The sequence below is a fragment of the Streptomyces sp. NPDC005492 genome, from assembly GCF_040605995.1.
GTDB lineage: Bacteria > Actinomycetota > Actinomycetes > Streptomycetales > Streptomycetaceae > Streptomyces.
In genome coordinates this window covers 1-12,527 of record NZ_JBEXDX010000067.1, presented here as the reverse complement: position 1 = coordinate 12,527, position 12,527 = coordinate 1, and the positions used below count along the sequence as shown (strand labels likewise).

Annotated in this window: 8 protein-coding genes; 2 read left to right on the top strand and 6 right to left on the bottom strand. The window is 71.0% G+C overall.

Annotated features, from left to right (window positions below):
* Window positions 1–24: 24 nt before the first annotated feature.
* The gene (locus tag ABZT04_RS42705; RefSeq protein WP_356065145.1) at window positions 25–1,401 is read right to left on the bottom strand and encodes an NAD(P)/FAD-dependent oxidoreductase; all 1,377 of its coding nucleotides are present in this window, start codon (window positions 1,399–1,401) and stop codon (window positions 25–27) included.
* Window positions 1,402–1,649: 248 nt separating this feature from the next.
* Between ABZT04_RS42705 and ABZT04_RS42700 the strand changes: the two genes are divergently transcribed.
* Entirely contained in the window at window positions 1,650–2,474 is an 825-nt protein-coding gene (locus tag ABZT04_RS42700; protein WP_356065142.1) for a methyltransferase domain-containing protein, read from the top strand.
* Window positions 2,475–2,490: 16 nt separating this feature from the next.
* On the opposite strand, the gene ABZT04_RS42695 is transcribed toward ABZT04_RS42700, so the two are convergent.
* Window positions 2,491–4,422, bottom strand: coding sequence for an AMP-dependent synthetase/ligase (locus tag ABZT04_RS42695; RefSeq protein ID WP_356065140.1), 1,932 nt, complete (start codon window positions 4,420–4,422; stop codon window positions 2,491–2,493).
* A 167-nt stretch (window positions 4,423–4,589) separates the two neighbouring features.
* Here ABZT04_RS42695 and ABZT04_RS42690 point away from each other — a divergent pair, with 167 nt between their 5' ends.
* The gene (locus ABZT04_RS42690; RefSeq protein ID WP_356065198.1) at window positions 4,590–5,975 is read left to right on the top strand and encodes an aminotransferase class V-fold PLP-dependent enzyme; all 1,386 of its coding nucleotides are present in this window, start codon (window positions 4,590–4,592) and stop codon (window positions 5,973–5,975) included.
* A 15-nt stretch (window positions 5,976–5,990) separates the two neighbouring features.
* On the opposite strand, the gene ABZT04_RS42685 is transcribed toward ABZT04_RS42690, so the two are convergent.
* From ABZT04_RS42685 to ABZT04_RS42670, 4 genes are all read right to left on the bottom strand, one after another.
* On the bottom strand, window positions 5,991–7,664 hold the full coding sequence (locus ABZT04_RS42685) for an ATP-binding cassette domain-containing protein (protein WP_356065137.1): 1,674 nt from the start codon (window positions 7,662–7,664) through the stop codon (window positions 5,991–5,993).
* 12 nt (window positions 7,665–7,676) lie between these two features.
* A complete protein-coding gene (glgB, locus tag ABZT04_RS42680) occupies window positions 7,677–10,268 on the bottom strand; it encodes a 1,4-alpha-glucan branching enzyme (RefSeq protein WP_356065195.1) in 2,592 nt (863 codons plus the stop codon).
* A 182-nt stretch (window positions 10,269–10,450) separates the two neighbouring features.
* Complete coding sequence (locus ABZT04_RS42675; RefSeq protein ID WP_356065135.1) at window positions 10,451–11,815, bottom strand: maltokinase; 1,365 nt, start codon at window positions 11,813–11,815, stop codon at window positions 10,451–10,453.
* Window positions 11,816–11,843: 28 nt separating this feature from the next.
* The coding region (locus ABZT04_RS42670; protein WP_356065133.1) for an alpha-glucosidase C-terminal domain-containing protein at window positions 11,844–12,527 on the bottom strand (684 nt) is incomplete at its 5' end.

Here is a 12,527-nt window from a genome sequence, read left to right as displayed (position 1 = left end):
AGACCAAGATCCGTACCACCGATGCTACGGCTCCAGGGACCCGGACCCCTCGATACGCTCCCGCACCTGCTCCGGCGAGAGATACGAGTCGGTGTACTCGAAGTCCTTCAGCGTGGCCGGTTTGCGGGCCTGGAATCCGGTGCGCACGAAGTCGTCGCCGGCCAGCGCGTTGAGCGTCCAGTTCGTCGCCACGCGGACCTTGGCGACGTTGGTGCGCAGCGCCGACCAGTGGTAGCCGCGGGCCACGACCTGGGCGGGCAGACCGCGCAGTTCGATACCGAGCGGCTTGGACACCGCGTCCTTGCCGCCGAGGTCCACGACCAGCCCGAGGTCCTTGTGGACGTAGGGCTTCAGGGGCTGGTTGCGCAGGGTCGCGATCACGTTGTCGGCGACCACCTTGCCCTGGCGCATGGCGTGCTGCGCGGTCGGCGGGCAGATCGCGCCGTCCTCGCCCTTGGCCTCGTCCGGCACGGCACCGGCGTCGCCGAGCGCGAAGACTCCGTCGTGCCCGGGGAGGCTCATGTCGGTGGAGACCGCGAGCCGCCCCCGCACCGTCTCCGCGCCGAGCGTGGCGATCAGCGGGCTGGCGACCACCCCCGCCGTCCAGATCAGCGTGCGGGTGGGCACCACCCGGCCGTCCGTGAAGGTGACCTCCTCGGGGCCCGCCTTGGCGATGGAGACACCCAGGGAGATGTCGATACCCCGCTTGGTCAGGATCTCCTGCGCGCTGCGGCCGAGCTTGTCGCCCAGCTCGGGCATCAGCTTCGGCGCGATGTCGATGAGGTGCCACTTGATCAGACCCGGGTCGATCCGCGGATAGCGCTTGATCGCCCCGTGCGTCAGCTTCTGCAGACAGGCGGCCGTCTCGGTGCCCGCGTACCCGCCGCCGACCACCACGAACTGCAGCCGCGAGGCCTTCTCCGCCGGATCGTCGCTCGCGTCCGCGAGATCGAGCTGGGTGATCACGTGGTCGCGGATGTAGGCGGCCTCGGCGAGGGTCTTCATGCCGAAGGCGTGATCGGTCAGCCCCGGGATGTCGAAGGTGCGGGTGACGCTGCCGGGGGAGAGCACGATGTAGTCGTAGGGCTCGTTGACGATCTCGTCGTTGATCGTGCGGATCACACAGACCTTGGCCTTGAGGTCCACACCGATGGCGCCGCCCGGGATGATCCGGGTGCGGTACCTGCTGCTGCGGCGCAGCGAGACGGCGATCGACTGCGGGGTCAGGACGCCGGAGGCGACCTGGGGCAGCAGGGGCAGATAGAGCTGGTAGGAGAACGGTGTCACCAGCGTGACCTCGGCCTCCTGAGGGGTCAGTTTCCGTTCCAGACGGCGAACGCACTCCACTCCTGCGAAGCCTGCGCCAACCACCAGGATCCTCGGTCGTGTCACGGTGTTCATCCCTTCTGCGGCTCCAGGCGGTCCGCCTCGACGCCGTACGCCTGCCCCGGATCGCTGCTTCGCACCACATCGATCCCACCGTGCGGCAAGCCGTTCCGCCAGTTGGGCGCGGCAGGCAGTCGAACGCGTGGAGCACCAGCATGCCCCGCCGACGTCCGGCGTACGCACCGGGCGTGTGAACAAAAGGGGTAGGTGAATCAGCCTCGACCGGCCCTTGGGGGACCGGAACGGATCGTAGAGTGCACGCCATGTCGCACACTCAGCCCGACCCGGGGTCGGGCTTCCGCACCCAGAACATCGACGCCGGCAACGTGACGCGGCTGGTGGCCGCGCTCGACATACAGGAAGCCAATCCGGGCGTACGACGGCTGCGTGCGTGGGCGCACGAGGCGCTCGCGCCGGTCAGCGGTGAACGGGCCCTCGACATCGGGTCCGGTACCGGCTCGACCACCCGTGAACTGGCCGCGGCGGTCGGCCCGAACGGATCTGCGCTCGGCGTCGAACCCAACCCCGGACTGCGGGCGATCGCCGAGCAACGGGCCGCGTCGGCCGGCAGCCCGGCCCGCTTCACCGACGGCGACGCGCTGTCCCTGCCCGTGCCCGACGCCTCCGTCGACGTCGTCTGGTGCGAACGGGTACTCCAGCACCTCGCGGAACCGGACAAGGCGGTCGCCGAGATGGCCCGGGTGCTGCGCCCCGGCGGACGCGTGGCCCTGCTCGACACCGACTGGGCGACCACGATCCTGCACCCCGGGGACCCGGAGATCATGGCCGCGTTCACCTCGGGCGCCCTCACCGGGGCCGCCAACCCGTACTCCGGACGCCGACTCGTCGGCCAGCTCAGCGCGGCCGGGCTCGTCGTCGACGACCGGGGTTCGCAGGCGCTGCTCCAGGACCACCGGTCGGTCGTCTGGCCGCTGGTGCGCATGCTGGGCGAGTCCGCGGTGCGCCGCGGCGCACTGACCGAGGCCCAGCGCGACCGCGCCTACGCCGACCTCACCGAGGCCGCCGAACAGGGCGCGCTGCACATGTCCGTGACGATGTTCGCCGTCGTCGCCCACCGCCCGGAGTGACCCCCGGCCGGTGATCTCACCGGAACACGTTGTCCGAGTCGTCCCAGCCCGTGAGCTGTTCGTCCGCCTGCGGCTGCCGCGGGGTTCGCGCGCGTGCCTGGTACATCGCGTCGATCTCGAACGCGTAGTGCCGCACGATCGCGTCCCTGCGCAGTTTCATCGACGGCGTCAGCAGCCCGCCCGCGACGTCGAACGGCTGCGGGAGCACCCGGAACACCCGGATCGACTCGGCGCGCCCCACAGGGCTGTTGGCGGCCGCCACGGCCCGTGTGATCTCCTCCCGCAGCGCGTTCTCCTCACGCGCCTCCCGGCCCCGCGCGTCGCTCTGCAGGGCCAGCCCGGCCCGCCAGTGCGCCACGAACTCCGGGTCCAGGGTGAGCAGCGCCCCCACACAGGGACGGTCGTCGCCGACGACCACCGCCTGATGGATCAGGGGATGCATCCGCAGCCGGTTCTCCAGGGCGGCCGGCGCGACGCTCTTGCCGCTGCTGGTGATGATGATGTCCTTCTTGCGGCCGGTGATCGTCAGATACCCCTCGGTGTCCAACCGCCCGATGTCCCCGGTCGCCAGCCAGCCCCCGTGCAGCGCGGCCCGGGTCGCCCGCTCGTCGTTGATGTAACCCTGGAACACCGACGGCCCGTGCACCAGGATCTCGCCGTCCTTCGCGACCCGGATCTCCGTGCCCGGCAGCGCCTGCCCCACCGTGCCGATCTTCTCCCGGCCCAGCGGCTGCATCGTGATCCCGCCGGCGGTCTCCGTCAGACCGTAGCCGTCGTGCACGAAGATGCCGATGCCCGCGTAGAACAAGGACAGTTCACGGTTCAGGGGAGAGCCGCCCGACGTGGCGCGCACCACCCGGCCGCCCAGCCCGGCGCGCAGCTTGCGGTACACCGTCCGCTCGAACACGGCGTGCTGGAGCCGCAGATCGAAGCCGGGGCCCGAACCCCGGCCGAGTCTCTGTCTCTCCTCCGCCGTGGCGAAGTCCCGCGCGGTCGCCGCCGCCCGCTCGAACAGGGCGCCCCGGCCGGTCTGTTGGGCCGTACGGAGAAAGTTCTTGTAGATCTTCTCGAAGATCGACGGCACGGCGTACAGATACGTGGGCCTGAACGAACGCAGCGCCGACACCAGCGCCGCCTCGGTCATCTCCGGCTCGTGTGCCATCACCCAGCCGCCGCGCATGCACAGGCCCTGGATCATCAGGCCGTACACATGGGAGAAGGGCAGGAAGGCGAGGACCGCGGGCTGTTCCCCCGGCAGGGCCGCCGTGTGCGACCAGCCCGCGAGCAGCGTGTCGCAGGGGCTGGCCAGACTGCGGTGGCTCAGCGCGCAGCCCATCGGGCGGCCCGAGGTGCCCGAGGTGTAGGCGATGACCGCGGTCGAGTCCGGCATCACGATCCGGCGCAGCGAGTCCACCGTGGTCTGCGGGATGTACGTGCCCCGCTCCACGAGTTGGGACAGCGCCCCGGCGTCGAGCTGCCAGACGTGCCGCAGCAACGGCAGCGCGGCGCACACCGTGCCGACCGTCATGATGCCCTGCTCGTCCTCCACCACCACGGCCACACAGCCGGCGTCCCGCAGCATCCACTCGACCTGCTCGCGCGAGGACGTCGGGTGCACCGGCACGATCTCCGCGCCCACCGCCCACAGGGCGTGGCTGAACACCGTCCACTCGTACCTGGTACGGGCCATGATCGCGACCCGGCTGCCCGGCGAGATCCCCGAGGCGATCAACCCCTTGGCCACATCGACGACTTCGTCCCGCAGCTCGACGGCCGTCACCTCCTCCCACACCGTGGCGGAGGGGTCGGGCCGGCGGGCGATCAGCGGCAGGGTGGGATGGACGTCCGCGGCCTCGAAGACGCTGTCGGCGAGGCCGCCGCTGAGGGTCGACGTGGCGGCAGGGGTGAGGGGGGAGGTCAGAGGTGGAGCGACGGCGAAGTCGCGCATGCGCTGCTCCTGGGTTGTACGGGGCGTGACGCTGCCGATCACTACTGTTATCGACGGTGCTCGAATCTAGCCCAGGTGTGAGCGATTGGTGAGGGGAACAGGGAAGTGCCCTTACGGAGTTTGGTGGTTGAGTGGGGACTGCACGACAGGACGGGGGGCACGCGGACATGGACGTGGTGGATCTCGGTGAGTTGAGGGCACGCGATTTCGGCTATCTGGACGCCGAAGGACACACCTATCTCGACTACACGGGCGCGGGACTCGCCCCCAGTCCCCTGGTCAGGGCCAGGGCGGCGCGGATCACCGGGAGCGTCTTCGGTAATCCGCACTCGGAGAGCCCCGCCTCGCGCGCCTCGGGCGACCTGCTGGCCGACGCCCGCGCCGCGGTGCTGCGGCACTTCGCCGCCGACCCGGCCGAGTACACGGTGGTGTTCACCGCGAACGCGACGGCCGCGCTCCGCCTGGTCGGCGAGTCCTACCCGTTCGCCTCCGGCAGCCGGCTCGTGATGCTGCTCGACAACCACAACTCCGTGAACGGACTGCGTGAGTACGCGCGCGCCGCCGGCGCGAAGACCGAGTATGTCCCGGTCCACGGCCAGGAGTTGGCCATCGACGAGCAGCGGATGCGCACCGCGCTCACGGCCCGCAGACGCCAACGCGGACTCCTCGCCTATCCGGCGCAGAGCAACTTCACGGGCGTACGCCACTCCCTGGACTGGATCGCCGCGGCACAACAGCACGGCCACGACGTCCTGTTGGACGCCGCCGCGTTCGTGCCGACCAACCCCCTCGACCTGTCCCGCTTCCACCCCGACTTCACCGTGGTGAGCTGGTACAAGGTGTTCGGCTACCCCACCGGCATAGGCAGCCTGATCGTCCGCCGCGAGGCCCTCGCCAGGCTGCGCCGCCCCTGGTTCTCCGGGGGCACCATCTACGCCGCGAGCGCCCAGGCGCAGTGGCACGTCCTCGCGGACGGCGAGGCCGCCTTCGAGGACGGCACCGTCAACTTCCTCTCCATACCGGACATCACGGCCGGCCTGGAGTGGATCGACACCATCGGCATGGACCGGGTGCACGACCACGTGGCCCGGCTGACCGGCCAACTCCTCACGGGAGTCGCCGGGTTACGGCACAGCGACGGCTCCCCGATGGTGCGGGTCTACGGCCCCACCGACAGCGGACCCGCGCGCGGCGGCACCGTCGCCCTCAACCTCCTCGACGCGGACGGCCGGGTGATCGACGAACGGGTCGTCGCCCAGGACAGCGCCGAGCACCGCATGTCGCTCCGCTTCGGCTGCTTCTGCAACCCGGGCGCCGGAGAGGCCGCGTTCGCCCTGCCCCTGCGCAGCCTGCGCTCGGCGGCCCGCACACCGATGGGCTCCCTGGAGGAGTACCTGGACGTGCTGGGACTCCCGTCCGCCGGCGCCGTCCGCGTCTCGGTGGGCGTCTCCTCGCAGCCCAGGGACGTGGACACCTTCCTGGAGTTCGTCGCGGACACCTACCGGGACCGCGTACCGACGGTGGCCGGCCTCGCCGACCGGGCGGGCTGCTGAGCGGCGGGCTCCCGGTCACCGCCCCGCGCGGGCCGCCGACACCCCCTGACGGCACCTGCGCACCAACACCGCCCAGGTCGCCGCCAGGAACAGCACGTTGAACCCCGTCAGGATCAACCAGCCGCGCCCGGCCGGATGCGCGAACGAGTCGCCGTAGGACCGCAGCAGCGGCGGACCCGCAGGGGAGCCGCCGTCGCGCCACAGGCTCTCCAGGCCGATCGCGCCACCCAGCGCCTCGAACGCCCAGCGGTTGGTCATCGCCCAACTGATCGCCTCGCCGACCGGCGCCATCCGGGGCACGGGCACGAAGGCCCCCGAGAACAGCACCTGCGGGAAGCAGAGCAGCGGCAGCATCAGCGTTGCCTGGCCCGGTTCCGTGACCGCGGCCGAGGTGAGCAGCCCGAGGGCGAGCGCGGCGGCCGAGGCCAGCACACTGGTGAGGAACAGCGAGGCGTACGTGCCCCAGCCCGCCGCCGGCAGCCGGTCCAGCGCGCGCAGCACCGCGAGCAGCAGCGCGTCCGCGGCGGCCAGCACCGGCAGCACGGTCGTCAGCTTCGAGGCGACGTACGGTCCGATCCGCACCCCGGCCAGCCATTCGCGGCGCAGCACCGCCAACTCCGGGCAGATCTGCAGCAGTCCGTACGTCAGCCCGAAGAAGAACGCCCCGAACGCGATCCAGAACATGATCATCGCCGTGGACCCGGGATCCGGCGCCGCCGGATCGAACGCCCCCGCCCGGAACAGCACCGCGAACATCGCCACGATCATCACCGGCGACCCCACGAACACGGCGACCGACAGCCGGTTGTGCACCAACAGCGCCGTCGTGCGACGGGTCAGCAGCGCCCACTGGCGTACGGCGCCGACGCGCGGTGGACGGTGCGCGGCAGGCGCCGGGAGTTGGTCGGTGGGCGCTGCCGGGGCCGCCCGCTCGGCACGCTTCCCCTCCGCCACCGCCGCGTACACGTCCTCCGCCGTCTCCGCGCCGAACGCTCCGAGCAACGCGTCCGGCGGCCCCACGAACGCGACCGACCCGCCCGGCGACAGGAACACGACCTGGTCGCAGCGCGGCAGATCGGCCAGGACATGCGTGGTGATCACGACGGTGGTACCGGCCTCGGCCAGCCGCCGCAGGATGGCCAGCAGAGCGGCCCCGGTGACCGGATCGAGCCCGGAGGTGGGCTCGTCGAGAAAGAGCACCCTCGGCCGGGTGAGCAACTCGGCCGCGATACAAGCCCGTTTGCGCTCCCCGCCGCTCAGCGCGCGCACGGGGGTGTCGGCGCGCCGGGTCAACCCGAGGACGTCGAGGACCTCTGTCACCCGCGTCGGCACCGCCCCACCCGGCATCCGCAACCGTCCCGCGAACTCCAGCGTGCGCCGCAGCGGCAGCTCACGATGGATCACGTCCTCCTGCGGCACATACCCGAACTCCGGCCCGGGCGGCCCCGGTCGGGCACCGTCGTGCAGCACGTCCCCCGAGGCCGGGCTCTGGAGTCCCGCCAGGGTCTGCAACAGCACCGTCTTGCCCGCCCCGCTGCTGCCCGCGATCACGGTGAGCTGCCCGGCCCCGACCTCGAGCGACACGTCGTCCAACACCCGCCCGGCGCCCCGCACTTCCTGCGTGACGCCCCGCAACTCCAGCTGCAGGCCGGTTACTTGGGTGGGGTCGGGGCGAGTCGGCGTCGGCATGGGAGCAGCATGTCACCCCGGTGTCAGCCACACCGTCGCGAGGGGCGGGAGGGTGAGCCTGATGTGACCGTCCCGCGGTTTGACCGGATCGGGGTTGGTGACGCCGCTGCCTCCGTAGCGGGCGTTGTCGGTGTTGAGCGTCTCGCGCCACGCGGGGATGTCGTCCGGGACACCGAGGCGGTAGTCGTGGCGGACAACGGGGGAGAAGTTGCTGACGGCGAGGAGAGGGGAGCCGTCGGCGTCGTAGCGGAGGAACGCGAAGACGTTGTCCTCGGCCGCGTCGCCCACCACCCAGCGGAATCCGACGGGTTGGGTGTCGAGCTGCCACAGGGCGGGGGTGTCGCGGTAGACGGTGTTGAGGTCGCGGACGAGGCTCTGGACGCCCCGGTGGTCGGGCTCCGCGTCGTACGCCGGGTCGAGGAGCCACCAGTCGGGGCCGTGGGATTCGGACCATTCGGCGCCTTGGGCGAACTCCTGGCCCATGAAGAGGAGTTGCTTGCCCGGGTGGGCCCACATGAACCCCAGGTACGCCCGGTGGTTGGCTCGCTGCTGCCACCAGTCGCCGGGCATCTTCGAGACCAACGCCTGTTTGCCGTGGACGACTTCGTCGTGCGAGATGGGGAGCACGTAGTTCTCGCTGTACGCGTACACCATCGAGAAGGTCATCTCGTTGTGATGGAACTTTCGGTGGACGGGCTCGTGTGCGATGTAACCGAGCGAGTCGTGCATCCAGCCCATGTTCCACTTCAGCCCGAAACCGAGGCCGCCTGTGTCGGTCGGCCGGGTCACGCCGTCCCAGGCGGTGGACTCCTCGGCGATGGTGACGACGCCGGGCGCCCTGCGGTACACGGTCGCGTTCATCTCCTGGAGGAAGGCGACGGCGTCCAGGTCGTCGCGCCCGCCATGGACGTTCGGGGTCCACTGGCCCGAGTCGCGGGAGTAGTCGAGGTAGAGCATCGAGGCGACCGCGTCCACGCGCAGGCCGTCGATGTGGAACTCCTGGCACCAGTAGACGGCGTTCGCCACCAGGAAGTTGCGCACCTCGGTCCGCCCGAGGTCGAACTCGTACGTCCCCCAGTCCGGGTGCTCGGCCCGGCGCGCGTCCCCGGGCTCGTACAGCGGCTCGCCGTCGAAGCGGGCCAACGCCCAGTCGTCCTTGGGGAAATGGGCGGGCACCCAGTCCATGATGACGCCGATGCCGGCCTGATGCAGGGCGTCGACGAGGAACTTGAAGTCGTCGGGGGTGCCGAGGCGGGCGGTCGGGGCGTAGAAGCCGGTGACCTGGTAACCCCACGACCCGCCGAAGGGGTGCTCGGTCACCGGCATGAACTCGACGTGGGTGAAGCCCAGATCGCTGACATACGCGGGGAGTTCGACGGCGAGCTGACGGTACGTCAAGCCTTGGCGCCAGGAGCCGAGATGCACCTCGTACACGGAGAACGGCGCTTCGTGCACCGGCGTTTGCCCCCGTCGGGCGAGCCACTCCTCGTCGTTCCACTCGTGGTGCGAGGCGGTCACGATGGACGCGGTGGCGGGAGGCTCCTCCGTCCGGCGTGCCATCGGGTCCGCCTTGAGGAAGCGGTCCCCGTACCGGGAGGTGATCTCGAACTTGTAGCGGGCGCCGTCGCCCACACCCGGCAGGAACAGCTCCCACACACCCGACGAACCGAGCGAGCGCATCGGGAAGGCGGTCCCGTCCCAGGAGCTGAAGTCCCCGGCGACACGCACCCCTTGAGCGTTCGGCGCCCACACGGTGAAGCGCGTGCCGGCCACTCCGTCATGCGTCATCGGCTCCGCGCCGAGCGCCTTCCACAGCTCCTCGTGCCGCCCCTCCCTGATGAGATGCAGGTCGAGATCGCCGAGCGCGGGCAGGAAGCGGTACGGGTCATGCACCTCGTGCTCGTCGTCCTCCGTGTACGACACCAGCAGCGTGTACTCCGGGATCACCTCGAGCGGCAGCACGCAGGAGAAGAGCCCGCCCCCTTCCGAGGCGAGCGGCCTGCGCGTCCCGTCGACCACGACACTCACGGCACGGGCATACGGCCGCAACACCCGAAACCCCACCCCACCCGGAACCAGCCGCACACCGAGCAGCGCGTGCGGGTCGTGGTGGGCACCGGAGAGGAGACGGTCGCGGTCGGCGGGGTCCAGGGGGGTGGAGGGGGTGGGGCCGTCCGCGGGAACTGGGAGGGCCGTGGGCGCGGAGGTGGTTGTGGTCGGGCCCTCGCGCACTTGGGTGGCATGCGCGGGCGAGCCGCTTGTTTCCGGCGCTTCGGTCACGGCCCGGTCGCTGGTCTTCGGTGCGCTGGGCGCGGTGGGGCCGCCGGATTTCGGTGCGTCGGGAGTGGTTGGGTCGGTGGTCTCCGGGGTGGCGGGCGTGGGCGCGCCGGTCGTTTCGGGTGCGCGTGTGACGGCCGAGGGCGGGGAGGCGGCCGCGGTCGAGCCCTTGTGCACCCCGGTGGCACGCGCGGGCGAGCCGACCGTTTTCGGCGCTTCGGTCCGGGCCCGGTCGCTGGTCGCCGGTGCGCTTGGCGTGGTCGAACTGCCGGTTTCCGGTGCGGCGGCCCCGATGAGCGAACCGCTCCTTGCCGATGCCTCGGGCATGGTCTGGTCGCCGGTGTCCGGTGCGCCTGACGTGGTGGTGCTGTCGGTCTCCGGTACGCCTGACTCGGTCGGCCCGCAGGCCCCCGCTGTGGCGGACCCAGTCGGTTCGTCCGGGTGGGGGGCGGTGGGCGTGGACGGACCGCCCGTCTCCTGAGGTGACGTGTCTCGCAGGGCCACGGAGTTCAGCCTCCTCGGACGGCGAGTCGTTCGATCGCCGCCATGGGTACGGGAAGCCAGTCCGGACGGTGTCTGGCCTCGTACAGCACTTCGTAGACCGCGCGGTCCGTCTCGTAGGCGCGCAGCAGGGCGTGTTTGGTGCGGGGGTCCCAGCTTGCCCGGGCGGCGTAGCCCGCACAGTAGGCCTCCCGGCAGCGGCGCGCCCATTCGGGGCGCCAGGGGCGGCGCTGCCGGGCCGCGTAGTCGAAGGAGCGCAGCATCCCGGCGATGTCACGGACCGGGGACTGCGCGCTGCGCCGTTCCGCCAGTGGCTTGGACGGCTCGCCCTCGAAGTCGATGACGAACCAGTCGCGGCCGGCCCGCAGCACCTGCCCGAGATGCAGGTCGCCGTGGATGCGCTGGGCGGGCGGCCCCGCATCGCGGCCGACGAGCGCGCCGAAGGCGGTCCGCAACCCCGGAACGAACGGCCGCAGAGCGGGGACCGAGTGCGCGGCGGCTTCCAGACGCTCGGTCATCGCCGCCGCCGTACGCTCGTTCTCGGTACCGGCGCCGGACGGAAAGGCGGCGGCCAGCGTGAGATGGATATCGGCGGTGGCCTGCCCCAACTCATGGGCCTCGGTGGTGAATTCGTCACCGATGGCGAGTGCGTGCAGTGCCAGCGCCCAGCCGTCCGAGGCGTCCGGCAGGAACGGCTGGAGCACACCGAGCGTCGCAGCCCGCGGCTCGGCCGTCCGGAACCACGCCACCGGCGCGGGGACCCGTGTACAACCCTGCGCCGCCAGCGCGCCCGGCAGCTCCAGGTCCGGATTGACGCCGGGCTGGATGCGCCGGAACACCTTCAGGATGTACCGGTCGCCGTACACCAGCGAGGAGTTGGACTGCTCGGCGTCCAGCAGCCGAGGCGCGAGACCGGCGGGCACCGGCACCGACGGGTCCGCCTCGAAATGCAGGGGGCCCGCCGTACCGGGATGCCGCAACCGCTCCAGCAACAGCTCCGCCGACCGCGGATCCTGCAAGGCGTCGTACACCGCGAGCCCGGCCAACGGACCTTCGTGCACACGGCCGATGAAGGCACGGGCCAGTCGCGGAGAGACGTGTTCCCGTACGCCGAGCAGGAGTTGGTAGCAATCACCGGGCGGGGGAGTGCCGCCCGGCGCGGGAACTCCCGTGTGGGAGGCGTGGACCAGCAGATGGAGACAGCCCGGGAAGAGTTCCGTCGTGGACAGCACGTCGAGGTCGGTCACCGGCCGGTCCTTGCCGGCGAACCAGCGCTGCCCGGGCAGCCATTCGCGCAGCAGCCCGGTGAGCGTGGCAGCGGGCCGGTCGATGCCGGGGCCGCTCGGTCGGCGGGGTGCGGTGGTCTTCGACATGGTCACGTGTCCTTTCGCCGGCACATCCTCAACGGCGTCGGCCGATGCGGGTAGCGACTCGCGAGAGCCGGAACCAGTAGAAGCCGTGCCCCGCGAGCGTCAGCAGATACGGCAGTTCACCGATGGCCGGGAACCGCACCCCGCCGATCAGCTCCACGGGATGCCGACCGTCGAACTCCCGCAGATCGAGCATCGTGGGCTGCGCGAACCGCGAGAAGTTGTGCACACAGAGCACGAGGTCGTCCTCGTACTCCCGCAGGAAAGCGATCACCGCCGGGTTCGAGGACTGGAGTTCCGTGTACGAGCCGAGGCCGAACGCCGGGTTCTGCTTGCGGATCTCGATCATGCGGCGGGTCCAGTGCAGCAGCGAGGAGGGCGACGACATCGACGCCTCGACGTTGGTGACCTGGTAGCCGTAGACCGGATCCATGATGGTCGGCAGGAAGAGGCGCCCCGGATCGCAGGTGGAGAAGCCCGCGTTCCGGTCGGGTGTCCACTGCATCGGTGTGCGGACGGCGTCGCGGTCGCCGAGCCAGATGTTGTCGCCCATGCCGATCTCGTCGCCGTAGTAGAGGATCGGCGAGCCGGGGAGGGACAGCAGTAGGGCGGTGAACAGTTCGATCTGGTTGCGGTCGTTGTCCAGGAGGGGGGCCAGCCTGCGCCGGATGCCGATGTTGGCGCGCATACGCGGGTCCTTCGCGTATTCGGCCCA